General features: G+C 59.4%; 12 protein-coding genes and 1 pseudogene. 5 read left to right on the plus strand and 8 right to left on the minus strand.

The features are described from left to right. Nucleotides 1-26 precede the first annotated feature (26 nt). A complete protein-coding gene (locus AC1Q8Q_RS23835) occupies nt 27-1,352 on the minus strand; it encodes an ATP-binding protein (protein WP_432668455.1) in 1,326 nt (441 codons plus the stop codon). Next, nucleotides 1,349-2,032, minus strand: coding sequence for a response regulator (locus AC1Q8Q_RS23840; RefSeq protein ID WP_020795951.1), 684 nt, complete (start codon nt 2,030-2,032; stop codon nt 1,349-1,351). The genes AC1Q8Q_RS23835 and AC1Q8Q_RS23840 overlap by 4 nt, the downstream gene beginning before the upstream one ends. Before the next feature lie 296 nt (nt 2,033-2,328). Between AC1Q8Q_RS23840 and AC1Q8Q_RS23845 the strand changes: the two genes are divergently transcribed. The 5 genes from AC1Q8Q_RS23845 to AC1Q8Q_RS23865 all read left to right on the plus strand — a co-directional run bounded on the left by AC1Q8Q_RS23845 (nt 2,329) and on the right by AC1Q8Q_RS23865 (nt 7,633). After that, entirely contained in the window at nt 2,329-3,027 is a 699-nt protein-coding gene (locus AC1Q8Q_RS23845) for a hypothetical protein (RefSeq protein ID WP_168758708.1), read from the plus strand. A gap of 82 nt (nt 3,028-3,109) precedes the next feature. Continuing rightward, nucleotides 3,110-4,846 (plus strand): protein-disulfide reductase DsbD, encoded by a 1,737-nt coding sequence (gene dsbD, locus AC1Q8Q_RS23850; protein WP_492615569.1) that lies wholly within the window; start codon nt 3,110-3,112, stop codon nt 4,844-4,846. Then, nucleotides 4,846-5,700 carry a TlpA disulfide reductase family protein gene (locus AC1Q8Q_RS23855; protein WP_020795948.1) on the plus strand — a complete coding sequence of 285 codons (855 nt, stop codon included), beginning with the start codon at nt 4,846-4,848 and terminating at the stop codon, nt 5,698-5,700. Before dsbD ends, AC1Q8Q_RS23855 begins: the two co-directional genes overlap by 1 nt. Beyond that, nucleotides 5,676-6,443 carry a thiol:disulfide interchange protein DsbG gene (gene dsbG / locus AC1Q8Q_RS23860; protein WP_020795947.1) on the plus strand — a complete coding sequence of 256 codons (768 nt, stop codon included), beginning with the start codon at nt 5,676-5,678 and terminating at the stop codon, nt 6,441-6,443. The genes AC1Q8Q_RS23855 and dsbG overlap by 25 nt, the downstream gene beginning before the upstream one ends. Nucleotides 6,444-6,799: 356 nt before the next feature. After that, nucleotides 6,800-7,633, plus strand: coding sequence for a fibronectin type III domain-containing protein (locus AC1Q8Q_RS23865; RefSeq protein ID WP_492615570.1), 834 nt, complete (start codon nt 6,800-6,802; stop codon nt 7,631-7,633). Nucleotides 7,634-7,723: 90 nt separating this feature from the next. Here AC1Q8Q_RS23865 and AC1Q8Q_RS23870 read toward each other — a convergent pair whose 3' ends face one another. The 6 genes and pseudogenes from AC1Q8Q_RS23870 to AC1Q8Q_RS23895 form a co-directional block, all read right to left on the minus strand. After that, on the minus strand, nt 7,724-8,464 hold the full coding sequence (locus tag AC1Q8Q_RS23870; RefSeq protein ID WP_168758710.1) for a molecular chaperone: 741 nt from the start codon (nt 8,462-8,464) through the stop codon (nt 7,724-7,726). 58 nt (nt 8,465-8,522) lie between these two features. After that, complete coding sequence (locus tag AC1Q8Q_RS23875; protein WP_492615571.1) at nt 8,523-9,749, minus strand: hypothetical protein; 1,227 nt, start codon at nt 9,747-9,749, stop codon at nt 8,523-8,525. 50 nt (nt 9,750-9,799) lie between these two features. After that, on the minus strand, nt 9,800-12,319 hold the full coding sequence (locus AC1Q8Q_RS23880; protein WP_492615572.1) for a TcfC E-set like domain-containing protein: 2,520 nt from the start codon (nt 12,317-12,319) through the stop codon (nt 9,800-9,802). Between the two features lie 105 nt (nt 12,320-12,424). Then, entirely contained in the window at nt 12,425-12,928 is a 504-nt protein-coding gene (locus tag AC1Q8Q_RS23885) for a CS1 type fimbrial major subunit (protein WP_042955239.1), read from the minus strand. A 720-nt stretch (nt 12,929-13,648) separates the two neighbouring features. Further along, a pseudogene (locus AC1Q8Q_RS23890) lies at nt 13,649-13,835 on the minus strand (alpha/beta fold hydrolase); the annotation flags it as partial. Further along, the gene (locus tag AC1Q8Q_RS23895; RefSeq protein ID WP_492615573.1) at nt 13,836-26,831 is read right to left on the minus strand and encodes a non-ribosomal peptide synthetase; all 12,996 of its coding nucleotides are present in this window, start codon (nt 26,829-26,831) and stop codon (nt 13,836-13,838) included. Nucleotides 26,832-26,964: the final 133 nt, after the last annotated feature.

Below are 26,964 nucleotides of genomic sequence, written 5' to 3' on the forward strand. Positions count from 1 at the left end.
GCCTTCGGCAGCTCCTGCAGGGGTGTTCAGGTCGGCTGCAACGGCATCGTCAGTTCCACCCGCAAGCCATCCGGCCGGCTGTCGAAATGCAGGGTGCAACCACAGCGCTGGACGATCGCCTGGACAATCGCCAGGCCGAGGCCGCACCCGTTGCTCTGGCCGTTGCGCCAGAAGCGTTGGGTCAGGTGTTGCAGGTCGTCATCGGCAATGCCAGGGCCATGGTCCCGCACCACGAACTGCACGCGGTTACCGCTGGTTTGAAGGCTCAGCTCCACCGGCCCCTCGTCGGGTGTATGGCGCAAGGCGTTGTCCAGGAGGTTACGCAGTGCGGCAATCGACAGCACCGCGGGCATTTTCACCGGGGCATGGGAGACCCTGGTCGGCAGCTGGAGCCTGATGCGCTGACGATCACCACCGGCCGCATCCTGTATGGCGAGTTTCGCCACCTGCTCGGCACTGCACTGCACACCATCGTCAAACGACAGGCTGCCCTCGACTCGCGCCAGCAACAGCAGTTGTTCGAGGGTGCGATGCAGACGGTCGGCGCCCTCTTCGGCCCGGGCCAGGGATTGATCCCGTGCCGCGCCTTCGGTCATGCGCGCCACTTGCAGGTGAGTCTTGATGGCGGTCAGCGGGCTGCGCAATTCATGGGCTGCGTCACCGGTCAGCCGACGCTCGCGTTCGATGGTCTTGCCGATGCGCTGGAACAACTGGTTCTGCGTGTCGAGCAAGGGCTGCAGTTCACTGGGCAACGGCTGGACCTGCAAAGGCTCAAGCGAGTCAGGGCTGCGGCGCATCAAGGCGTCGCGCATGCGATTGAGCGGCGCCAGTCCCTGACCGATGCCGAGCCAGAGCAGGCACAGGCAACCGAGCAGTGCCACGCCCACCGGCACAGAAGCGGCCAGCAGGATCGACATGTTCAGCGCCTCGCGTTCGATTTGCCGGTCGGCCGTGGTGATCCGCAGGTCGCCACGGGCCAGGGTGAAGCTGCGCCACGGCGCACCGTCGATGATCTGGTCGTGGAACCCCATTTTCTCGGCTTCCAGGGTTTGCCCCGGATCACTGTGGCTGCGGGCGAGGATTTCACCCCGTAGCGAACTGACCTGACACGCCATGCCGCCGGGAATATTCAGTTGCTCGGCACTGAAATGGGTACCCTCGCCCTTGCTCGGCAACGCCGGCAATTGCTCCATGAGCCCGGCGACCATACGTGCCGAGGCCACCAGGCGCTGGTCGAGGGAAAACATCATCTGGTTGCGCAAATCGCTGAGCATCCAGGCCGCTGCCAGGGCCCAGATCAGGGCAAAAGCGCCGCCGAGCGTCAGGCTCAGGCGCAAACGCAGGCTCATCACTTTTTCAGTTCCCCTGCCCCATCAGCCGGGCCCAGGCGATAACCCAGGCCGCGCACGGTCTCGACGATGCCGTTGCCGAGCTTGCGCCGCAGGTGATGGATATGAACGTTGAGGGCGTTGCTTTCCAGTTCGTCGTTAAAACCATAGACGCTGTCCTTGAGCTGCTCGGTCGACAGCACCCGGCCACGGTTATGCAGCAGCGCCTGCAACAGTGACTGCTCACGGCGCGACAGGTCCACCGGCTGGCCGGCCAGGGTAGTTTCACGACTGCTCGGATCGTATGTCAGCGGGCCATGCTCGATCAAATTGACGCTGCGCCCCGCCACCCGCCGCAACAGTGTGTGCAAGCGGGCGGCCAGTTCACGCAGATCGAAAGGCTTGAGCAGGTAATCATCCGCACCCGCCTGCAAGCCGTCGACACGATCCGTTACCGAGTCGCGGGCGGTGAGGATCAGCACCGGGATCTCCAAGCCGCTGTGGCGCAACTGCTGCAATAGCTTCAGGCCGTCTTCATCGGGTAACCCGAGGTCGAGCACCATCACGTCGAATTCCGCGACCTTGAGCATCGCCCGGGCAGCGGACGCCGTGGCGACGTGCTCCACGGTCAACCCCTGGGCGGTGAGACCGGCAACGATGCCGCTGGCGATCAGCTCATCGTCTTCGCAAACCAGTACGTGCATGGGCGCTCCAGAAATAAAAACCTGAGTGAAACAGCTCAGGATTAAGGCGTAATTATGTCAACTGCGACGACTGACGAACAGCCCGGCTGTCTGTCACCCCCATTCGTTATATTACAAATAGTTTAGTTGCATGACGATACAAACATCACTAAAAACCATTTCCTGCAAAATAAACCAGAGCGATAAACTATTTACCATACGAACACTACAATCCAACCATCAAATCAAAACCACCAATCCCTGAAGACCCTAATCGACAAACGAAAGAGCCTTCACCCGCTGAAAGGAATCAGCCCATGCCAAACTTCAACAACTTCGTCGCTACAGATTGGCGCTCCGGCAAGGACCGCATTTACTTTTTCTTCAAAGATACCAACAAATACACCCGATTTGACCTTGGCGATCGTCAAGTCCCTGACAGCTTTCCTAGAGAAACCACGCAATACGCGTGGCCCGGTTTCCACGAAAATGCCGAGCACCTGCGGTTTGGCTTCACCACCACGGGCCTGGATACCAGAATCGCCGGTGGTTCCGACGACTTTTCCTGGTTTTTTTATTACGACGGCAAGACCCCAATGGTCTGTAAATACGACCAGGATCAAGATAAGACTTTGAACAACTACCGTGTTGAAAACTCAATATGGGCGCCGATATTTCCCTATTTCGAGCGCATTGTAGCGGGCACCTGGTGGCAACTTACAGGTAAAAAATTCCTGTTTCGCTTCCTCCTCAATGACGGACATTACCTGTCTTTCGACTATCAAAAAAAACGACTGACACACGAAGAAATCACCGCCACCTCCATGCCTGGATTAGAGCGTTTTAAACACCGAATCATAACGGCCGCGCAGAATGACAGAACTTTTGCCGATAGTTTTTACTATATTTTTCTAAACCGAGGTCAGTTCCTCATCTACAACATCCAGCAAAACCATCTGCATTCCGGTCCGCACGGGATGAACGATGAGGCGTGGCCCGGCCTGTTCCGAGACTGAGTATTCGTGAAGGCGCGGTTAATCATCGGTTAATCGCCAACCGCCAATGTGCACCTCACTTGCACAGGGACAAGGCTTACCCATGCGTCGACTATTTTTGTTGTTTGTTCTCTTGATCTCGGGTTTGGCCCAGGCAGGGACTAATCCGTTTGAAACCCAACCTGAATTCCTGCCCGTGGACAAGGCGTTCGTCTTCACTTCCGAGCGCCTTGAATCAGGGGAAACACAGCTCTATTGGCAAATCAACGATGGCTACTACCTCTATCAAAAACGCTTGAAATTTGATGGGCTGCCTGCGGATCAACAGCCTTTGTTACCGGAAGGTGAATCCCACAGCGATGAGTTCTTCGGAGAACAGCAGGTCTATCGTCAAGGCCTCGAACTGAAAATTCCCGCGGGCGCCAGCGGTCAGATAAAGGTCGGCTTCCAGGGCTGTGCCGATGCCGGCCTGTGTTATCCGCCACAAACCCAGGTCGTGGATCTGGGCGGGCAATCCCTGACGGGCACGGCAGACGAAGCGCCGGACCAGGCCTTGGCCAGCAATCTGCAGCAACGAGCACTGGGCTGGAGCCTGCTGGTGTTCTTCGGTCTGGGCTTGCTGCTGGCGTTCACCCCGTGTTCGCTGCCGATGCTACCCATACTGGCCGGGTTGATCGTCGGCAGCGGCGCTACGCCCAGGCGCGGCGTGGCCCTCGCCAGCAGCTATGTGGTGAGCATGGCGCTGGTGTATGCGGCAATGGGTGTGTTGGCTGCATCTTTAGGGGCAAACCTGCAAGCCTGGTTGCAGAACCCTTGGCTGCTAGGCACTTTCGCGGCGATCTTCGTGCTGCTGGCGTTACCGATGTTCGGCTTCTTCGAGCTGCAACTGCCGGTTGCCGTGCGGGATCGCCTGGAAAACGTCTCGCGCAATCAGCGCGGTGGCAGCCTGGTCGGCGCTGGAGCGCTAGGCGCGTTGTCCGGCCTGCTGGTCGGCCCGTGCATGACCGCGCCGCTGGCCGGCGCGCTGCTCTACATCGCACAGAGCGGCAACGCACTGCACGGCGGGTTGATCCTGTTTGCCATGGGCATCGGCATCGGTGTGCCGTTGTTGCTGCTGGTGACGGTTGGCAATCGCTTCCTGCCCAAGCCTGGCGCCTGGATGAATCTGCTCAAAGGCATCTTCGGCTTCCTGTTTCTTGCCACGGCGTTGCTGATGCTGCGCCCGGTGCTGGATGAATCGCTGTGGGTCGGCTTGTGTGGTGCATTGCTGCTGGTCGCGGCCTATAGCGCGTGGAAGCAGTCGGATGGGTTTGGACGCATCGCTCATCTGTTCGGTGCCAGCTCGCTCCTGCTGGGTTTATGGGGCAGCCTATTGCTGATCGGCGCGGCGGCGGGCAGTGATGATCTGTTCAAGCCGTTGCAAGTCTTCCGCGCTTCCAGCTCGGCCGTCGCCACTGTGCCAAGCGGCCACGACGCCTTTACCACGATCAAGGACCCTGCGGTCCTGCAACGGGAACTCGATGCCGCGCAAGCGCAGGGCCAGTGGGTGCTTCTGGACTACTATGCCGACTGGTGCGTGTCGTGCAAGGTCATGGAAAAACAGGTGTTCGGCAAGGCGAAAGTGCTGGAGGCCCTTAGCGACGTGCGCTTGCTCCGACTGGATGTCACCGCCGACAATGCCGCCAGCCGCGAACTGCTCGGCCGTTACAAAGTGCCGGGGCCACCAAGCTTGCTGTGGATCGGCACCGACGGTATCGAACGACGCAGCCAGCGCATCACCGGCGAGGTCGATGCCGACACTTTCCTGCAACGCTGGACCACCACCCGAGACGCCCGTTAATGCTGACTTTTACCCTCGGCACCTTTGCCATCGCGCTTAACCATCTGCTGCTGATCAGTGCCTTGGTGTTAGCGACATTCGTCGGCTGGCGGGTGGCCAAGCGTGGTGGCGAGAACCCCGAGTCGGTGCTGTTCGGCCTGTTCCTGATCGGCATGCTCGCGGCGCGAATCGGTTTTGTCGCCGTTTACTGGACGCACTATCGCAGCGACCCCTGGCAAGTCATCGACCTGCGCGACGGCGGTTTCCTCGCCTGGCCTGGGGTCATCGCACTGGTGCTCGCCACACTATACCGTGGCTGGCGTCGCCCGGGACTGCGTCGTCCCTTGGGCTTCGGCGTGGCCAGCGGCCTGGCATTCTGGTTGCTGGCGACCTTTTCGCTGACCATTTTTGAACAGGGCACGCGCCTTCCGGACATCACCCTGCGCAATTCCGCCGGTGAAACCGTGCAATTGGCGGACTACAAGGGTGGCCCGTTGGTGATCAATCTCTGGGCTACCTGGTGCCCGCCCTGCCGCCGGGAAATGCCGGTGCTGGAGCACGCACAGCAACAGCGCCCCGACCTGACCTTCCTGTTCGTAAACCAGGCCGAAAGCATGCAAAGCGTCAGCACGTTCCTGGAAACCCAAGGCCTGAGCCTGTCCAATGTGCTGTTCGACGGCGGCGGTCGCCTGGGCCAGGCCGTCGGCTCCATGGCATTGCCAACTACGCTGTTCTATAGCCCCGAAGGCCGCCTGTTGGGCAGTCATCTGGGTGAACTGTCACAAGCCAGCCTGGCTCGCGCGCTGGAAAACTTCGATTCCGTTCCTGCCACTTCTTCAAGGAAACTGCCATGTCCCGCCTCCGCCACCTGCTGACCCTGAGCCTGGGTGCCGCCCTCCTGCACCTGCCATCGGTGCAGGCCGAAGAGTTGCCCGAGGCGATCAAGAAGATCGAAGCCAAGGGTGCGAAAATTGTTGGTCAATTCGACGCCCCCGACGGCTTGCGCGGCTACGCGGCGCAATACCAGAACCGCGGCATGGCGCTGTACCTAACGCCCGATGGCAAGCACGTTTTGCTCGGCAATCTGTACGACGCCGAAGGCAACGACCTGAGCAGCGCACCGCTGCAGAAACTGGTGTACGCGCCAATGTCCAAGGAAGTCTGGGGCAAGATGGAGGCAAGCAACTGGATTGCCGACGGCAAGAAGGATGCACCTCGGATCGTCTACATGTTCAGTGACCCTAACTGCCCATACTGCAGCATGTTCTGGGAACAGGCGCGGCCATGGGTCAAGGCTGGCAAGGTGCAGTTGCGGCACATCATGGTCGGAATCATTCGTGAGGACAGCCCGGGCAAATCCGCCGCCCTACTCGCTGCCAAAGACCCGCAAAAAGCCCTGTACGACCACGAAGCCGCTGGCAAGGGCAGCACGCTCAAGGCCTTGAAGGATGTTCCGCCAGCGATCCAGGCGAAGCTCGCCGCCAACATGCAATTGATGGAAGAGCTGGAGTTGTCTGCCACCCCAGCGATTTTCTACATGGACAGCAAGGGTGAACTGCAACAGCAACAAGGCGCGCCGTCGCCGGATAAGTTGGTGAAGATACTCGGACCCAAATAATGGAATCGAACGCAATGGCGCACACCGGCCATTGCGACCGCTCAGATCCGCGTGCAGATTCAACTCCTGGGGCCCTGCCCTTTGCTCACAACTAACGCCTCTAATTGCGATTTTTTTACGCTATGAATGCACGTGAGCCAAGAGAACTGGATAGTCCGTAAGACATCCATAAACAATTAACAACAAGCAAATTCCGCACCACAAAAACACACCAAACACTAATACATCTGCTAGTTTACTTACCTAAATATAGGTGAGATAAGTTGTTTCGCATTAGAAAAAATGATTTAAAACCGCCAAGAAACCTTCATAACCATACAGACAATAAATGATTGAAACTTCAGGATGGAAAAATCATGAACATCAAAACCGAAACCAGAAACAACAACGAAGCCCCGATAATTGAAAACCTCAACATTACGTGGAACTCCATCAGCCTGAGTATAACGCCAAATCCGTTTTATCCTGTAACCACCATAACCGAGAATGGTATAGCTAAAGAGTGGTATCGCGGAAACGGAGGTAACGTTACCATTAATAATCTAACAAGAAACAGAATGTACTCCTGGGAGGTAGTCGGGCTAGACCCTATTATTGGCCAGACAAAGTCATTTATGCTGAATTTTTCTACGCTCGACAGAAAAAAACCAACACCTGTGGACTACTTGGATTATTATGATCTTAAACCCAGTAGCGTTTCATTTTTTTGGCACGGCGGCACAGTAGACGGCGGAACTGCTAAATATGAAATAAAACGAGATGCCGTACTACTCGACACACCCCTTAGGCCCCCCTACATCGACACCACTCCAGCAGAAGGGCGTAATCACACTTACTGCATTCGCACCTTTGATGACGAGCTTAGTTTTTCCGACCCTGTGTGCGTAGAAGTATATTTTGAAGACCTCACCAAACCAACCGACCCCACTAATTTAGTAACAAGCTCCCTTGCCCTGACATTAAGCTGGGAGGAGTCTTACGACAGCTCCGGTACAATTCGTTATCTAATCGATCAAGGTATTGGCAACGATCTGGGGACCACGGTCGAAACCCAGTTTGCTGTTGATCACCTGGAAGCAGATAAGCGATATGAGTTCGGTGTGACAGCAGAGGACCCAACGGGTCATAAGTCGAATCGAGTGATTGTGCACTATCCCCCACTGGGCGTTCCTTTCAAAGGAAAACGATAGCCTCTCATCTGTTGATGGCAGGTGCCACGCAATAAAAAAGGCGCTGAGTGGAATATCCACCCAGCGCCCTTTACCGAGATCATGAAGTTCTTAACTCCCCTTTACCTCAACTGGCGTCTTGTTCTGGTCTTCGATCAAATTGTAGCGATAGACGCGACCTGCTTCCTTGTTGAACGTAAAATCATTTCCTGGAATCAGGTGAACCTTTTTCGTCGGCCGGCATTTATCGTCGTTCTTCGCTTCACAGTCCTTGAAGGCGTCGATAACCACTACGCTATTGCCATTGTTTTGCACTTGATAGCGAACAGCGCTGTTATCGACTTTTGTATCAAACCGGGTGTTGGCCGGGCGAACAAAAAATACCATGCCATAACCGGCCATCACGTTAAACCCGGCAGACATCTCCTTTTCATAGGATTCGCGTTCACTGTCGGAGACGGCAAATTTATCTTCCTTTTCAGGTACGACTGGCATAAAACGGACCCGAAAATAACGCTCTATGCTCCGGTCACCGGTGTACAGCAGGCGGGTTCCCTGGGTTCCCTTGGCCGGTACGATAAGCCGGGCCGGGCTGGCGACCAGACCATCACGGGTGCTGCCCTCGACCATCTTCAATGGTTCTTCGCGGGAAGCGCCGTTCTTTTGGTAAAAAATCTCCTTGATCTCGACTTTGACAAACGCCGTCGAGGTACCGCCGTTACGAATGCGTTTTAGATAACTACTTTGGTTACCTCCCATAAAGTCGTAGAACGTACCAATTTGCAGGCTGGGACCGGCATAAGCCCCCATACTGAACAACGATGTGCAGAGCAGTGTATAAATAAATTTCATGATATAAAGCCTCGTGCTAGAAACTAGCCTGAGTAAGCCTCGGGCCGTGCTACTGCCGTTAGATGTCCGCGTCAAATTTAATCGTAACGGTTCCGCGATAACTACTGTCACTTACCATATGTTCGACTTCGCTGGCGGGTACCTCAAAGTGCAATAAGCTGGGGTTTCTATTGGGCACCCCCAAAGATTTTATGTGTGGAATACCGGTATCCGCATTCAGTGAACGCCGTTCTACTGTATTCCCCACATCGTCCACCCAAGGACTTGGCAGGCTCACACTAATATCGACCGGCACCTGATGAGTTCCGTTACTGATCTCACATCTATTACCCGCCAAACGCTCACAACCGAGCTCCATCTTGAAGGGCGTGCTAGACAATATGAAAAACCGCAGATCAGCCAATAACTTCTCGTTTTGTCGACCATGATTGATCCAATCCATCCAGCCGCCCTTGGGGGCCAAACTAACCCTATCGGTGGACATTTCGACCTTGACGTCTTGCTTCACCGCAAGGTTCAAGTCGAACGTCATCATGGATTGGCTCGGATTCAAACTTCCCATGTTGAAGTCGCTCCCTGGGCCGCCTACCGTGTAGTGCACTGAACCCTGATAACCGCCACTTATCAGCCTCTCTGGTCGTACAGCGCGTAACTCATAATGAACGTCGAGCTTCTGCAAAACCAGGCCGGGAATATTGCGATCGGCATCCCTTGGACATGTATCGACGATTTCATTCGTTGCCCAAAATGCTGAAAAACTGCGTCCGTCATGAGCAGCGGTTTGCTCACTGCCAGCGACTTTAGTGCAATTGCCGGTCTTCTCCGACCACGACGGCGTCCAAAGAAAGGCATGAGCATCAAAATCAGAATATCCTGGTTGTCCAATAAGAGTTTGTGCGGTTTGCCCCATGGTATAACGGGTACCCACCCCGCCAATTCGAATTTGGATCTCTGCAGTTTCGCCAGGAATGCTGTTATGGGTAACCGTAAACGTGCGCCATCTTGCGTCAATACCAAAGGGGATTACGTCACTGGTATTGAAACTCCCCGGCCACGTCAGGGTAATGGGAAATTCGTTACTTCGAATTTTTGCGATGTTACATCGCGAACTAAAGATTGGATTCGCGCAATAGCCGGTAATCGGCGTGTTATTTATAATCACTGCGCTTCCAGGATTACTCGGATCGGGTTTTATTTCTGCGTCCACCACCAATGCATTGGCAGAAGCCGTATAAAATCCACAGAGTGTCGATAACAACACCAGGCGGCTCATTAGCTTGTTCATTTGACTTTCCTGTGTACGCCATGTTCTGGCTGCTATTGTATAAGTGCCTATCAACTGGCTTTCTCAGACTTATAAGCAGCTTCGGCCAAAGTGTCTGGATGACACCGCAGATCGCCTACCATCAGCACATCATTCTCTCGCTGGGAGGTTGGATCGAGCCTGAACTGACATAACAACTGACTGTCGTGCCGCACTTCAAGTGTAGGCGATTTTTCACTAAGTTCCATGGAGAAGAACCCATCGACTTCGCTGACGCCACGACTGGCATGGTTGATAACATGATGGCCTTTCAACGGTTTTCCACTGGCATCCACCAGACGGCCCATCACCGTCACGGTCTTGAGGATACGCACCTGGCGATAATCCACGCCGCCCTTATTCAAGTGATAAGTGGTACGCGCAGGGTGAATGGATGCGGCGGGCACGTCTGTACCGTTGAAATCAAAATTCACCGTGCCGTTCTTGTAGGCCGACACCGGAATGAAATTACGTCCTGGACGTAACGTGGTGCTGGTGCCGGACAAATCGTCGGCGCGCATCTGGATATCATCCACCTCGCTTTCGACATCAATGATCATTCCCGCCTGCCTCGTCGAGGCCTGACCGCTGAGAACAGCCTTTTGGCCACTGACTGCCAGGGTGCTGTCCAGATTCAAACCACCGCTGACGTGACCGTTGTAGGAAGAACGTTGTACATGCATGGAGCCGTTGACCTGATCGGTGATGAAATCGGCCGTGCCCGCCAGCCCCGTCCCGTAGACATCCCTACTGGCGGTTGCAGAAACACTTTGCAGTACGTGATCCTTGAGGTCCCGACGATAGGAAACCGATGCGTTGGAATCGCGCCCACCGTCACGCGATGTGCGCTGACCGACGCTACCGGACACTTGGTGACCGTCTGAGCCCAGCGCCAGGCGCAGGCTGATATCGACCCCCCTGTTGCGCTGATCAGCCGTGCCAACTGTCCCCGGCCGGTCAAATACCGCCACGCGCCAGTCGGCGTTATGGCCAAACAGCTGTGCATTACGGGTCCAACTCAGGTCGATGCCCAAGCCCTCGGAGTACCCTTCGCTATGGGAGACTTGCGCGCTGACCGAACTCTTGCTGTTCAGGCGCTGGTTTACCGCCAGCGACGTGTTGCTGGTTTGCCCGTTATAGGTATTGCGCTGGCGAATATGGGTCCCGTCCGGCAGCTGTTCGTAAGTATTGCGCGTGTCCAGCCAACTGCGCTGATGGCGCAATACCAGGCTACCACCGTTGTATTGATGCACAGCTTGCAGCTCCATCCCCGTGCCTTGGCCCTTGGTCTGGGAAACGCTGCTATAGAAAGAGGTCCTGTCGCCCGCCGTCCACTCGGCGGAAGTGCCTAACTGCATTTGCTCCTTGACCTGTCGCGCGGACAAGCCCAGGACAACTCGCGGATGCAATAGAAAGTTGAAGGCTGCGCCCGCGGTCAAATCACCATCATCGCGTTCCTGCCAATTGCTGAGCAACTTGCTTTCGCGACCGGCGAAAAGGTTGTAACGCCAGCGATTTTCCGGGTTGTTCCAGTTCCTGGGCTTGTAGATAAGTTCCCGGTTGCTGGAGATCAACTGGCCGTCTTCGATCAGGCGCACTTCCACCTCGTAGATCCCGCCCGGCAACGGACGCGTGTCCAGCGTCTGAAGTCCGCTGGCTACCTGCTGGCTATTGATCAGCACGCCGTTGCGATAAATTTCGACCATCGCTTGGCGATTGGCGGTCACGGAAATCGGATAGAGGCTGGGTTTAGGGTTATCAATTGCCAGGCTGTCAGAACTGCCATACATCATGCCCAACACCGTATCGGGGCCAGAGCCGATGGTGCGCATTGGCCGAGTCAGGCCTTGCGCGCTGGGTGTAAAGTAACCGGCACGAAAGAAGGTGCCTTCCAGTTCCCGCTGGGTATGCAGTTCGTGGACCGCATGCTTGATGCCCGTGTCGGCACCCGACATACGCGAGAGTTGCGCGTTGAAGGTGTTCGTCCAGTTAGCCAGACTCGCGCTCGCTTCCAGGCCATAACGACCGGCCGGGTTCTGCTCTTGTCCACCACTGATGTTCAGTTGATTGCGCACAATCAGGCCGACGCTGCCGCCTTCCGGCTGATCGTGAAACTGGCGAGCTTGCGGATCGCGTTCGGCGTTGGCCGTTACCAGCGACACCGTGGAGTCTTCAAGGCTGTAGTGAACCGTCAGCAATTCCCGAGGGCAGCCGCTTTTGCACGCGCCCAACGCCACGCCCTGGATCAAGAGAGCGGCCCACTCATCGCGCTCGCTGGAAGTCAGGTCACTGTCTCGTGTGTCGGTAAAGTTGATCAGTGTCACCCGCTCGTCACGGCTTAACAGGATCATTGCTTCGCCTAGAAACTGTTGATCAACTTCCACCCGGACTGCCAATGGAACATCAAAAAAGAATTCATGAAAATCTGCAGGCAAGCCTTCAGCCTGTTGAAGCAAACTAACGGACTGGGCCGCTGGCTTGGTTTCACTGGCAAGCGCGCCCGCGCAAATAATTAGCGCAAGCGCTCCCGCGATAGGAGTCTTCGAAAACATGGAAGTTTATCTCAAGTTAGCGCTTGCTTGTGCAAGTTAGAATGCGGCCGACGAAGCGTGTCGACCACACAGATAGCTTATGGATTGGGAGTATTTATTTAACTATTATGGAGCATCAAATGTAACATTGACGTTGCCGCGATAGTTACCTTCAGGGTAGCCGCCACCTGGTTTAACTGCACTAACTTCCATATCCGCATTCATTTCACTTACCGCGGCATCAGCATCAACGACACTCGTCGGGGCACCATCAACCAATGTTACACCGTTGAATTTCACATTCAGATCGATAGTATTGGCGCCCGAAACCATGTTAGTTGGGCCATTAAGGGTTGCCATGATCGCAGGGCCGGTCGTACCACCAGCTGCACTTTTTGCCTTGAACTTAAGGACCATATCTTTCACTTCAGGAGCCGCCGGATCGGAAGCATCCACAATAAAGCGCTGCGGCAGTGTTACAGTGTCGACTGACACAGGCTGAACATAGAAGTCAGCACTTGGAATATCGGCAATCACTTCAATATCATGAGTTTGGGGAGTAGCCAGTGCGGCCGAAGAAGCAAAAGCCATAGCCAGCACGGAAGTAGACATTGCAATTTTCTTGAACATTAATTTCACCTTTAAGCATCAAAATAATAGTGCAAGCTTCAGCCAAGCGACAAAAGTCCACACCGGATTGTTTATCAAGTTGGTTATAATGCAACACTGCATTCAACGGGGCGCATCTTCGCGCTTTCTGAAGGACCGGTATGCCGGATTTTTCTGTACTTCTTGTAGGACTTATCCTGACGCCTGAAGGACCAACCTGTAAGCTACCTCTATATTGCTGGTAGGAATTTTCGTATGGTATAGCTGATCCCAAGCCTGGCACGATTACGGCCAGGAGCGGTCATCCGACGTTTCAAGAACAGCAGGCCCAAGCTACGAGAACCGGTGCCTGGGACAATAGAAAGATCATGGCATGTGCACATAGCAGTGCGGCTGGGACACAACTGACGCTTGAAGAAAATTCTGAGCCTGAGATCAACCCGTCAACTACCACCCGATTGGCCAGTGCTCCACGGAAAAGGGGACTGCGAATAAAAAAAATCCCGATGCACAGGCATCGGGACTGGGTGAAGCGCATCAAGCCAACTGCGTCAAAAAGTTACTGTTGGTGTTTGAAAGGAAAACCGATCGGAGGGGAACTGTCAAAAGACTCATCCCACTTTAGAATCAAAGTAAGATGCGAAGTTGACAGATTGGCTGGATCAGTGGGCGCGGTAAAGTCATCGAAACACACGGTGACAGTAGTTTTCTCGGAAAGATTGAACTGATCATCCATGGTTAGGCCATTATAAGGGCCTCCAAATGAGGCTGCGGCTTTTCCTGATGGCCACAGATCACCAGCGTGGTCGCTGCATCCAACTCACCCAGTCGCTGCAACAGATCATCCCGGCCAAAAGAAAACCCGCCCCATCAGTACGATACTTTCACGCAAACGATCCTCAGGCAAAACCGCCCAGGAAGCACGGAATCAAAGCCCCTCCAGCTCAGCCATCAGATCATTCAACCGCTCCACCTTCTCCTCGGTAATATCGCTTGTCGCCAACCCGTCGATGTACTCGGCCAGCTCCTCCACCGTGGTGCACTCGAACATCGCCCGCAGCGGCACATCACGCTGCAGGGTTTTCTGCACCCGCGAAGCGATCTGCGTGGCCAGCAACGAATGCCCGCCGAGCTCGAAGAAGTTGTCGCGGATGCCGACTTTCCCGACCTTCAGCACCTCGGCCCAGATAGCCGCCAACGTCTGCTCCAGGTCGTTGCGCGGCGCCTGGTAATCCTGGCTTTGCAACAGGCCGATCTCCAGCGCCGGCAGGGCCTTGCGATCCAGTTTGCCGTTGGCGTTGCGCGGCAGCTTGTCGAGCCACAACCAGTGCAGCGGCACCATGTATTCCGGCAGCTCGGCGCGCAGGCGTTGCTTGATCTGCTCCAGGCAATGAGCAGGATCGAACGTTGAATCCGCCGCCACCAGATAACCCACCAGATGCTTGCCATTGATCCCCTCCTGCACGCCGACTGCCGCGTCGCGCATTTGCGGCTGTTCATGCAGGCGCGCTTCGATTTCACCCAATTCGATACGGTAGCCGCGGATCTTCACCTGATGGTCGATGCGCCCGACGTATTCCAGCATGCCGTCACTGCGACGGCGGGCCAGGTCGCCGGTGCGATACAGGCGCTCGCCTGGGGCACCAAACGCATTGGGCACAAACACCTGGGCCGTGCGCAGCGGATCGCTGACGTAGCCGCGCCCAACCCCGGTGCCCGCCACGCACAACTCGCCCACCGCACCCAGCGGCACCAGCTGCAGCGCACCATCGAGCAGGTACAGGCGGTTATTGTCGGTCGGCGTACCGATCGGCAAATAGCTGCCGCGGGTGGAGGCCATGTCGACGCGAAAGAACGCCACGTCATCCGAGCATTCCGCCGGGCCATAGGCATTCACCAGCCCGATCTCCGGGTAACGCAGCAGCCATTGATGCGCCAGTTCCGGCGGCATCGCCTCCCCCGTCGGCAACATCCAGCGCAGGCCATCGAGGCGCATGCGTTCCTGGGCGAGCATGCCCTGGATCAGCGACGGCACGCTCTCCAGCACCGTGATGCCTTGCGCCGAAACATGCGCCAGCAAACCCTGCGGATCGTGGGCAATGCTGTTCGGCACGATGTCCACCCGCGCGCCGAACAACGGCGCGGCGAGGAACTGCCACACGGAAATATCGAAGCTTTGCGAAGCGGTCTGGGCAATCACGTCAGCCTCGCCGAGGCTCAGGTACGGTACCTTGCTCAACTGGTTGTTGAGCATGCCGCGCTGCTCGACCATCACGCCCTTGGGCAAACCGGTGGAGCCGGAGGTGTAGATCACGTAGGCCAGGTTATCCGGCCCGCTGTGGATGCCCGGATTGGCCACCGATACATGGCTCGCCTGTACCTCTTCCCAGACCAGCAACCGAGGCCGACTGGCGCAACCGAATTCATCCAGCAACGCCAGTGCTTGCGCGTGACAGGCTCGAGTGCACACTAGCAACGGCGTGCGACTCAGGTCGATGATGCGACTCAAGCGCTGGCCCGGTAGCCCCGGATCCAGCGGCAGATAACCCGCCCCCGCCTTGAAACTGCCAATGATCATGCCGAGCAAATCGAGGCTGCGTTCGGCCAACAGCGCCACCGGTTGATCCAGCCCGACGCCAGCGGCAACCAGTGCATGGCCGAGGCGGTTACTGCGCTGGTTCAGTTCCAGATAGTTGTAGTGCTGATCCAGACAACTGGCGGCAATACGCAGCGGGTGGGCAGCCACTTGCGCTTCAAACAAGGCAACGTAGCTCTGCTCCAAGGGGTATGCATGTTCGCTCTGGTTGCAGCCGTGGATCAGGAATTCATGTTCCTCAGTGCCCAGCAACGGCAGGTCCGCCATGTCACCATGGAAACCTTCGACCAACGCCAGCAACAGGCGCTTGAACTCGCCAAGCATGCGCTCGACCGTGGATTCATCGAAATAACGCTGGTCATAGGACAGGTGCAAACCCAGGTCATCACCCGGATAGCACACTGCCGTCAGCGGGAAATTTGTGTGGGTGCGGCCCGAATCCGACGTCGCATTCAGGCTTTGCGCACGGTCGAGCACCGAGACTTCCACCGGGGCGTTTTCGAATACGAACAGGCTGTCGAACAGCGGCTGGCCCTTGGGCAGTTCGCTGTTTTCCTGAATGCTCACCAGCGGCAGGTACTCGTACTCACGCAGTTGCATGTTGCTGTCGAGTAAAGCGCTCAGCCATTGGCGCACACTGCAACGCTGATGGTCGTCAGGGATTTTCACCCGCAGTGCGATGCTGTTGATGAACAGGCCGACGGTGCGTTGCATCTCTGGCATCTCGACCGGACGTCCAGCCACCGTGACCCCGAACAGCACGTCGCGATCTCCACTCAGCCTGCGCAATACCAGGGCCCACGCCGCCTGGGCAAAGGTATTGATGGTCAGCTGATGCGCCTGGGCCAGTTCACGCAGCCGTGCACCGTCACGGGCATCAAGGCGGGTGTAGCGGTCGCCGACGATCATGCCGCCGCTGTCGCCGGCATGTTCGCGCAGGAACGGCCGGTCGCTCGGGATCGGCGTGGTCCGCTCGAACCCTTGCAGGTTGGTTTTCCACCATTGCCGCGCTTGGGCCAGGCTCTGGTGTTGCAGCCAGGCGATGTAGTCGCGGTAACGCGGCGCTACGGCCAACTGCGCTTCCCGGCCTTCGCCGAGGGCGGTGTAGATCTCGAAGAAGTCGTTCATCAGCAGGGAGCGGCACCAGGCATCGATCAGGATGTGGTGGTTGCTCATCATGAACCAGTAACGTGCCGCACCCACCCGGATCAGGCGCAAGTGGAACGGTGCCTGGTTGAGCAGGTCGAACCCGGCCTCGCGCTCGGACTTGAGCAGGGCTTGCAGCTTCGGCTCCTGCTCGGCGGCGGCGATCTTGCTCCAGTCCAGATATTCGATCGGCGTGCTGCCCGGTTTGTGGATAACCTGCAGCATGCCTTCGCCGACGTTCCAGCAGAACGAGGCGCGCAAGGCTTCGTGGCGGGCGATAACCGCCTGCCAGGCCTGGACGAAACGCCGCGCATCGAGCTCGCTGTCGATGCGGTAGCGATCCTGCATGTAGTACAGGCCCGTGCCCGGTTCCAACAGGGTGTGCAGCAGCATGCCTTCCTGCATGGGCGTCAGCGGGTAGACGTCTTCGATCAGCGCTGCAGAAATCGGCAGTGCATCCAGTTGCGCCTGGTTTAGTTTCGCCAGCGGGAAGTCTGACGGCGTCAGGCCGCCCGCGTCATCGCGCAGGCAGTGCTCGATCAGGCTGCTCAACTCACACAAGTAAGCATTGGCCAATTCGCTGATGGTCTGGGGCGCATAGCGTTCGGCGCTGAAGGTCCAGCGCAGCACCAGTTCGCCGCCGTAGACCTGACTGTCGACGCTCAATTCATTCGGCAGCGGCGCCTGCGCATCAAAGGCCGCGCCAACCGCTTCATCCAGCGGATGGAACAGTGCATCGGCCGCAAAGCTCTGGTCGAACTGACCCAGGTAGTTGAAGGTAATCGGCGCCGCCGGCAGCTCGGCCATGCGCTGGCGGGTAGGCTCATCGGCCAGATAACGCAGCACGCCATAGCCCAGCCCTTTGTGCGGTACGGCGCGCAATTGCTCCTTGATCGCCTTGATCGAGGCGCCCTGCCCGGCCACCTCCTCGATGTTCGCGGGTGTCAGGCGCAGCGGGTAGGCGCTGGTGAACCAGCCGACGGTGCGGGTCAGGTCGATGTCGTCGAACAGCGCCTCGCGACCATGGCCTTCAAGTTGAATCAGCGCCGACGCGTGACCGCTCCATCGGCACAACACACGGGCCAATGCAGTCAGCAGCAGGTCGTTGACCTGGGTGCGATATGCACTCGGCGCCTGTTGCAGTAATTGCCGGGTGCGCTCGCTGTCGAGGCGCACGCTGACGGTTTGCGCATGGCGATGCTGGCGACCACCCTGCGGTCGATCGCAGGGCAACTCGGCGCTCGGCCCGGCCAATTGCGCCTGCCACCAGCCCAGTTCTTCACGCAGGGATTCGCTGCCGGCATAGGCCTGCAAGCGGGCGGCCCAGTCCTTGAAGGCACTGGTCTTGGCCGGCATTTGCACCGGCTGTTGTGCGTCAAGTTGGCGATAGACGCTCTGCAGATCTTCCAGCAGCACGCGCCATGAAACGCCGTCGGTTACCAGGTGGTGAATCGCGATGAACAAGCGCTGCTGACCTTCGGGACCGTCGACCAGCAACACCCGCAGCAACGGCCCCTCTTCGAGATCGAGGCTGCGCTGGGCGTCGGCGAACAGGGCGGCGCATTGGTCCATGGACGCGACGCGCACTTGCCACAGCACCGGCACATCGGACATCGCCTGGTGCCGGGCTTGCCACTGACCGCCCACCTGGCGGAAGCGCAAGCGCAACGCATCGTGCTGTTCAATCACCGCCAGCAAAGCTTGCTCCAGGCGATGGGGTTCCAGGGCCTCGCTCGGTTGCAGCAGCAACGCCTGGTTCCAGTGTTGGCGCTGGGCAATGGCGGTGTCGAAGAACCAGTGCTGGATCGGCGTCAGGCGCGACTCGCCGCTGAGCAAGCCTTGCTCGGCGGTGACCTGCCCGGTGCGGGTCGCCACGGCGGCAAGGGTCTGCACGGTCTGGTGCTGGAACAGGTCGCGGGGGCTGAAGTAAATGCCCTGCTGGCGCGCGCGGCTGACCACCTGGATCGACAGGATCGAGTCGCCACCAAGCTCAAAGAAGTTATCGTTGCGCCCGACCTGTTTGATGTTCAGCACTTCGCACCAGATCTGCGCCAACGTCAGCTCCAGCGCGTTGCTGGGTGCCACATAGTGCTGGCGATTAAGCTCCGTGTCTGGTGCAGGCAGTGCGCGACGGTCGAGTTTGCCGTTGGCGGTCAGCGGCATGCTCGCCATCAGGATCAGGTGCGTGGGCACCATGTAATCCGGCAGCTGGGACTTGAGGTGCGACTTGAGTGATTCACGCAGTGCGGCTTGATGCGACTCGTCCTGTTCGGCGACGTCGGATACCAGATAGCCAACCAGTTGTTTGCCGCTCGGTGCATCGAGCGCCAACACCACCGCTTCACGTACCGATGGATGTTCCAGCAAACGGCTTTCGATCTCGCCCAGTTCAATGCGGAAACCGCGAATTTTCACTTGATGGTCGATTCGCCCGAGGTATTCCACCAGGCCATCGGCGCGCTGGCGCACCAGGTCACCGGTACGGTAGATACGCCCGCCGTCGCCGGCAAACGGATCGGCAACGAAGCGCTCCGCGGTCATGCCTGGACGTTGGTGATAACCCTGGGCCAGGCCGGCACCACCGACGTACAACTCGCCGGTCGCACCCTGTGGCAGCAACGCCAGGTCGGCATCGAGAATGTACGCCACGCGGTCGCCGATCACGCTGCCGATCGGTACGCTGCCGGCGCCTTCTTCCAATGCTTCGGGGGCCAGGCTGGCCAGCGGCATGACCACGGTTTCCGTCGGGCCGTAGGCATTGAAGAACAGGCTCGGCTTGAACGCCGCACGAATCCGCGCCAGGTGTTCGCCGGTCAGCGCTTCGCCACCGGTGATAATCATGCGCACCGGCAAGGTTGCGTTCTGCGTTGCCAGCCACTGCGCCAACTGGCTGCCGTAGCTCGGGGTGAAACCGAGGATATTGATATGGTGGCGACGGATCAGTTCGCAGATCTCTTGCGCGTCCCACTGGCCCTGGGCACGCAGCACAACCTGTGCACCGCTCAGCAGCGGCGCCAACAAGCGCTCGGAGGCGGCGTCGAAGTTGATCGAATAGAAGTGCAACTCGCAGTCGTCCGGGCGCATGCCGAAACGCTCGATCACCGCGCGGCAATGCATGGCGATTTCGCCGTGGGACACCACCACGCCTTTGGGTTTACCGGTGGAACCCGAGGTGTAGATCAAGTAAGCCTGATGTTGCGGCAGGCTGCTGTCAGGCAGTTCGCAGACGGGATAATTGGCAAGCGCCGCAGAGTCTTCCTCCAGGCACCAGCGGCCGACGCCCGCGGGCAAATCGCCAAGGGCCTGGAACATCGCCGCGTCACTGAGCAGCAAACCGACGCCGCTGTCTTCGATCATGTAGAGCAAGCGATCCAGCGGGTATTCCGGGTCCAGCGGCACGTAGGCGCCGCCGGCCTTGAGGATCGCCAGCAGGCCGATGACCATCTCCAGCGAACGCTCCAGCGCCAGGCCCACCCGCACCTGCGGGCCCACGCCGCGCTCGCGCAGCATCCAGGCCAGGCGATTGGCGCGGCTGTCGAGTTCGGCGTAGCTCAGGGTGTGCCCGGCAAACGTCAGGGCCGGCGCATCGGGACGCGCCCGGGCCTGTTCGCTGAACAGCTGATGGATGCACTGGTCGAGTCGATGCGCGCCCGGCTCGACGCCCAGGCTGTCGAGCAACTGTTGTTGCTCGCCGGCTTCGAGCAACGGCAACTCACTGAGGCGCTGCTGCGGATCGGCAATCAGCGCCTCCAGCAGGTTGCGCCAATGGGCGGCCATGCGCGCAATGCGCGGCTCGTCGAACAGGTCGGTGCTGTAGGTCAGGCAGCAACCGAGGCGATGGTCGAGGTCGGTGACTTCCAGGTTGAGGTCGAACTTGGTCGCGCGGGCATCGTTGGCCAGGTATTGTACGGTCATGCCAGCCAGGCTGCGGCTCTGCTGGAATTCCCAGCGCTGCACGTTGCACATTACCTGGAACAGCGGGTTGTAGGCGGCGCTGCGCGGTGGCTGCAAGGCTTCCACCAGATGATCGAATGGCAGGTCCTGATGGGACTGGCCCTCGATCACGGTGTGGCGAACCTGCTCGAACAACTCGCCGACGGACATCTGCCCATCGAGCTGGCAACGCAGCACCTGGGTGTTGAGGAACGCGCCGATCAGCCCTTCGCTTTCCGGGCGAATGCGGTTGGCCACCGGCGCGCCGATGCGCAGGTCGGTCTGGCCGCTATAGCGATACAGCAGCGTGGCCAGGGCGGCGGTCATGGTCATGAACAGGGTCAAGCCGTTTTGCGCATTGAAGGCACGCACCCGTGCCGCCAGATCGTCGCTCAGGTCGAAACGGTACAACTCGCCCTGGTGGCTTTGTACCGGAGGACGCGGACGGTCGGCCGGCAATTCCAGCAGCGGATGCTCGCGGCCCAGTTGCGCCGTCCAGTAGTCGAGCTGGCGCTGGCGTTCACCGGACTCCAGCCATTGCCGCTGCCAGACGCTGTAATCCAGGTACTGCACCGGCAACGGCGCCAGCGGTGATTCGCGTTCCTCGACGAAGGCTTCGTAGAGCACACTGAGTTCCCGGGCAAAGATGTCCATCGCCCAGCCTTCGGTGACGATGTGGTGCAGGGTCAGCACCAGGTAGTGCTCCTGTTCGGCTGTCTTGACCAGGCAGGCGCGCAGCAGCGGGCCGGTTTCCAGATCGAAGGGTTTGTGCGCCTCATCGTCGGCCAGTTGCTGGACTTGCCACTCACGGCCATCGGCATCCAGCGCGGTGAAGTCCTTGCAGTCGATGCGCACTGAGGTTGAGGCATGCACCTGTTGGCGCGCGACGCCATCGACACTGGGGAAAGTGGTGCGCAGGGTTTCGTGACGCATGATCAGCGCCTGCAACGCGGCCTCGAAACGCTCGACATCGAGCACCCCGCGCAGGCGCGCCATGCCACCGACGTTGTAGGCCGGGCTGTCCGGTTCCATCTGCCAGAGGAACCACATGCGCTGTTGGGAATAGGACAACGGCACCGCTTGGCTTCGGTCGACCTGGGCGATTGGCGGCTGTTCGTTGGTACGACCGCTGGCCTGGATCAGGCGCACCTGTTCGGCAAAGGCGCCCAGCCCGCTGTTTTCGAACAGGGCGCGCAAAGGCAACTCGACGTCGCAGGCCTGACGCGTGCGGGAGATGATTTGCGTGGCCAGCAGCGAATGGCCGCCAAGGGCGAAGAAGTCATCGCCCAGGCCGACTTGCCCCAGGCCCAGTACTGCACGCCAGATGTCGGCGATTTGCCGTTGCAGTTCGGTCACCGGTTCGACGTGTTCGCGCACCTGCCACTGCGGTTCCGGCAAGGCACGACGGTCGAGTTTACCGCTCGGGCTGAGGGGCATCTCGTCCAGGCGCATCAGCTGTGACGGGACCATGTATTCCGGCAGTTCCGCCGCCAGCACGTTTTTCAGGCGGGTGCTTTGGGCTTCTTCGGATTCAGTAGAGTCGGCGGTGTAGTAACCGATCAACTGGCCGCCGGCGGACGTTTCGCGCACCAGCACCACCGCCTGGGCGACACCTTCTTGCGCCAACAACCGCGCTTCGATTTCTTCCGGCTCGACACGGAAGCCGCGCAGCTTGACCTGCTGATCGAGACGTCCGAGGTATTCGATCACCCCATCGGTAGTCCAGCGCGCACGGTCACCGGTGCGGTACAGACGCGCGCCCTGCTCGCCCAGTGGATCGACGACAAAACGCTCGGCGGTCAGGCCCGGACGGCCCAGATAACCGCGGGCCAGGCCGATGCCGCTGATGCACAGTTCACCCGGCACGCCGGCCGGCAGGGGATTCAGATCAGGGTCGAGTACGCGGCAGATCACGTTGCCCAGCGGCCGGCCAATCGGCGAGCGATCGCCATCGGCGCTGGAGCAATGCCAATGGGTCACGTTGATCGCGGTTTCGGTCGGGCCGTAGCGGTTGTGCAATTGCACGGCCGGCAGTCGCTCCAGCACCCGATTGCGCAGGTCGGCGGGCAGCGCTTCGCCACCGGAGAACAACCGACGCAGGCTGGTGCATTCGGCGCTGAGCGGTTCGTCGATGAACAACGCCAGCAGCGGCGGCACGAAGTGCAGCGTGGTCACGCCGTAGGCTTGAACCAGCTGCGCGATGCGCTGCGGATCGCGGTGTTCACCCGGCCCGGCCAGCAGCAGCCGGGCCCCAGTGATCAGCGGCCAGAAGCACTCCCACACCGACACGTCGAAACTGATCGGCGCTTTCTGCATCAGCACATCGGTTTCATTCAGGCGATAGGTGTCCTGCATCCATTGCAAACGTTCGGCGAGGGCCGCGTGGGTGTTGCCGACGCCTTTCGGTTGCCCGGTCGAGCCGGAGGTGTAGATCACGTAGGCCAGGTTGTCGCCGTGCAGGTGCAGGCCCGGCGTGTGGCTTGGCCAGTTTTCCAGGTGCAGGGCGTCCATCGCGATCACGCTGACGCCGTCGGTCGCTGGCAAGCGCTCGAGCAATTGAGTGTGCGTCAGCAGCAACTCGACGCCGCTGTCGCTGAGCATGTAGGCCAGCCGTTCGGCGGGGTAATCCGGATCGAGTGGCACGTAGGCGCCACCGGCCTTGATGATCGCCAGCAGTCCGATCAACAGTTGCGGCGAGCGCTCGCCGGCAATGGCCACGCACACATCCGGACCGACGCCTTTGTCGCGCAGGTAGTGGGCCAGACGATTGGCCTGGGTGTGCAGTTCGGCGAAATCGAGGCTGCCACCGTCCCACAGCAGCGCGGTGCGTTCCGGTGTCTGACGGGCTTGTTGGTTGAGCAGTTCCGGCAGCCACTGGCTGGCGGGTGGGCACGGAGCCACGGCCCATTCGGCTTGCTGATTTATTTCAGTTCCGGTCAGCAGTGGCAGATCACCGATGGCGGTTTCAGGTTGTTCACTAATGACGCGCAACAGGCGGCTGTAGTGCTCGACCAGGCGTTCGATGGTCGCGGCATCGAACAGCTCGCTGGCGTAGTCGAAGGACAGGCTCAGGCGCCCGTTGCGATCTTCTTCGCTGTGCAACTGCAGGTCGAACTTGGCCTCGCGACTGTGCCACGGCAGTTCCTCGGCAAGCAGCCCGGGTAGGCGTTTCAAGGCGCTGAGATCCCGTTGCTGGTGGTTGAACATGACCTGGAACAGGCCCTGTTCGCGCGCCTGGGGGAAGGCCTCGAGCAGTTGCTCGAACGGCAGATCCTGATGCGCCTGCGCCCCCAAGGCAGCCTGTCGGGTTTGTGCCAACAACTCAACGAATGGCAGGCGCGAATCCACCTCGGCGCGCAGCACCTGGGTATTGATGAAGAAGCCGATCAGGCCTTGGGTTTCCAGGCGTGGGCGGTTGGCATTCGGCACGCCGATGCGGATGTCGCGCTGCCCGCTGTAGCGATGCAACAGGCTCTGAAACGCGGCCAGCAAGAGCATGTACGGCGTGGCTTGATAAGCCTGGGCAGTATGGCGAATATCATCGCTCAAGTCCGCCCCCAGGCGCACGGTATGGCGGGCGGCGCTGTGCAGCTGTTGCGCCGAGCGCGGGTGGTCGGTGGCCAGGTTCAGGGTTGGATGCTCATCGCCCAACTGCGCCTTCCAATAAGCCAGTTGGCGCTCGCCCTCCCCTTGCGCCAGCCATTGGCGCTGCCAACTGCCGTAGTCGGCGTACTGGGTCGGCAGTGGCGCGAGCGTGGCTTGTTGTCCTTGGGCAGCCGCCGCGTACAGCCGGGAAAATTCGTCGATCAACACATTCATCGACCAGCCGTCAGCGATGATGTGATGCAGCGTCACCAGCAGTTGGTGATCTTCGTCGTCGAGGCGCACCAGCGTTACCCAGAGCAACGGCCCCTTCTCCAGGTCGAACTGAGTGCGCGCTTCGTCCTCGCGGATTTGCCGAGCCTTGGCTTCACGCTCGGCCAGCGGCAGATCGCTGATATCGATGCGTTGCAGATTGAATTCAGCGGCCGTAACGACCTGCTGCAGCGCCACCCCGTCACGCTCGAAGAAACGTGTGCGCAGGGATTCGTGGCGCTCGATCAACTGCTGGAAACTGCCGCGCAGGGCGTCTTCGTCCAGTTCGCCGCGCAGGCGCAAGGCACCGGGAATGTTGTAGGCGCTGCTCTGCGGGTCGAGCTGCCAGGTGATCCACAGGCGATTCTGCGCCAGGGATTGCGGCATGGCCTCGCTACGCGACAGCGCGCTGATCGCGCCTTGGGCGAGGCCACCGTCCTGCTGTTGCCGCGCCACCGCGTCGGCGAAGGCACCAAGGGTCGGCGCTTCGAACAGCAGGCGCAGGTTCAGCTCCAGGCCAAGTTGTTCCCGCAGACGCGCCACCACTTGCGTGGCCGCGATGGAGTTGCCGCCCAGCAGGAAGAAGTGATCGTCGGCAGCGACCTGCTGGACCTGCAATTGCTCGCACCAGATCTGGCCGATCAGGCTTTGCAACTCACAGGCGGACTCAACGTTGCCTGTGCTTTCTGTGACCGCCGAAGGGAACAGCGCATAACTGTCGAGGCTGCCTTCGGCCAGGCGATTGCGGCACGCCGAGCGTTGCAGTTTGCCGCTGGAAGTCTTGGGCAAGGCGCCCGGATTGAGCAGCACCACCACGCTCGGCGCTTCCTGGTACGCCTCGGCCACGGCCTGGCGGATAGCCTTGATCAAGGCCTCGGGCGGGAGGATTTTTTGCACACTGCGGCTGATCTCCGCAGCGATGCCGATGCCTTCCTGGCCATCGATATTGACCGCAAAGGCGGCGACGCGCCCCTTGCGCACCACTTCCACTTCACGCTCGACGGTCTGTTCGATGTCTTGTGGATAAAGGTTGTGCCCGCGCACGATCAGCATGTCTTTCAGGCGCCCGGTGATGAACAGCTCACCGTCGCGCGTGAAACCCAGGTCACCGGTGCGCAGCCATTTTTTACCTGCGTGCTGGACGAAGGTCTTGGCCGAGGCTTCGGGGTTGCGCCAGTAACCGTGGGCGATGCTCGGGCCGCTGGCCCAGACTTCGCCGACCGCGTTGTCAGCCAGTTCGTTGAGCGATGCCGGGTCCATGATCAACACCGTGTGATCCGGCTGGCTGACGCCGCAGCTCATGATCGCGCTGCCCTCGCCGGCTTCGGCACGGTTTTGCGCCAGGGCCCGGTCGTCCACTCGCAAATTGCCGATGCCTTGGCCGCGCGGAGTACCGGCGACGAACAGCGTGGCTTCCGCCAGACCGTAGGAGGCCATGAAACTGTCTTCGCTGAAACCGCAGCTGGCGAACTTCTCGGCGAAACGTTCCAGGGTGTCGAGGCGAATCGGTTCCGACCCGGAATAGGCCACGCGCCAGCCGCTCAAGTCGAGGCGTTCCAGGGCCGACTCACTGACTCGTTCACTGCACAGGCGATAGGCAAAATCCGGCCCGCCACTAATGGTGCCGCCGTATTCACTGATCGCTTCCAGCCAGCGCAGCGGCCGGCCGAGGAAGTACGCCGGCGACATCAACACGCACGGCACGCCACTGAAAATCGGCTGCAACAGGCCGCCGATCAGGCCCATGTCGTGATACAGCGGCAACCAGCTGACGATCACGTCGTCGGGGTTCAGGTCGATACCGAAACCGTGGCGGATCAGCAATTCGTTGGCCACCAGGTTGCCGTGGCTGACCTGCACGCCCTTGGGCAATGCGGTGGAACCAGAGGTGTATTGCAGGAAGGCGATGTCAGCGTCTACCAGGGCTGGCGCGACCCAGCGTTCGGCGTGGGCGCTGTCGAGGGTATCGACACACAACAGCGGCGGCGCCCCTTCGATTTGCAGCAGCGAATCGCGCAGGCCGGCACTGGTCAGCAACAGGCGCGGTTCGGCATCGCCGATGATCGACCGCAGCCGCTCCTGGTGATGCCGACGCGCCGACTCCGGCGGATAGGCCGGCACCGCGATCACCCCGGCGTACAGGCAACCGAAGAATGCCGTGACGTAATCCGGCCCGCTGGGAAACAACAACACCGCGCGCTCGCCAAAGCCGGCCTTGGCCTGCAACGCGCCGGCAATCGTCCGCGCCCGCTGATCCAGCTCGCGATAACTGAGCACCACAGCCTGGTCCCGGGTTTCGGCGAGAAAACGCAAGGCCACCCGATCCGGCGTCAGGGCCGCGCGGCGCTGGAGGGCTTGGACCAGTGTGCTGGGGATTTCGAACGCGTCGGTCATGAGGTTTCCTGCCTGAATTCGGCTTGGTAGGAGCGAGCCTGCTCGCGAAAATCCGGAGAACGCCGCGGGGTGTCAGGCGCCCATCGTCATCATTGACGACCATCGCGAGCGAGCTCGTTCCTACGGGGTGATG

This window comes from Pseudomonas sp. GW823-FHT06B06 (assembly GCF_058795195.1).

What these genes read in the sequence shown, in the direction of transcription:
- dsbG (WP_020795947.1), top strand. Translation starts at nt 5,676, where the DNA reads ATGTCCCGCCTCCGCCACCTGCTGACCCTGAGCCTGGGTGCCGCCCTC.
- AC1Q8Q_RS23855 (WP_020795948.1), top strand. Translation starts at nt 4,846, where the DNA reads ATGCTGACTTTTACCCTCGGCACCTTTGCCATCGCGCTTAACCATCTG.
- AC1Q8Q_RS23875 (WP_492615571.1), bottom strand. Translation starts at nt 9,749, where the DNA reads ATGAACAAGCTAATGAGCCGCCTGGTGTTGTTATCGACACTCTGTGGA.
- AC1Q8Q_RS23865 (WP_492615570.1), top strand. Translation starts at nt 6,800, where the DNA reads ATGAACATCAAAACCGAAACCAGAAACAACAACGAAGCCCCGATAATT.
- AC1Q8Q_RS23885 (WP_042955239.1), bottom strand. Translation starts at nt 12,928, where the DNA reads ATGTTCAAGAAAATTGCAATGTCTACTTCCGTGCTGGCTATGGCTTTT.
- AC1Q8Q_RS23870 (WP_168758710.1), bottom strand. Translation starts at nt 8,464, where the DNA reads ATGAAATTTATTTATACACTGCTCTGCACATCGTTGTTCAGTATGGGG.
- AC1Q8Q_RS23840 (WP_020795951.1), bottom strand. Translation starts at nt 2,032, where the DNA reads ATGCACGTACTGGTTTGCGAAGACGATGAGCTGATCGCCAGCGGCATC.
- AC1Q8Q_RS23880 (WP_492615572.1), bottom strand. Translation starts at nt 12,319, where the DNA reads ATGTTTTCGAAGACTCCTATCGCGGGAGCGCTTGCGCTAATTATTTGC.
- AC1Q8Q_RS23895 (WP_492615573.1), bottom strand. Translation starts at nt 26,831, where the DNA reads ATGACCGACGCGTTCGAAATCCCCAGCACACTGGTCCAAGCCCTCCAG.
- dsbD (WP_492615569.1), top strand. Translation starts at nt 3,110, where the DNA reads ATGCGTCGACTATTTTTGTTGTTTGTTCTCTTGATCTCGGGTTTGGCC.
- AC1Q8Q_RS23845 (WP_168758708.1), top strand. Translation starts at nt 2,329, where the DNA reads ATGCCAAACTTCAACAACTTCGTCGCTACAGATTGGCGCTCCGGCAAG.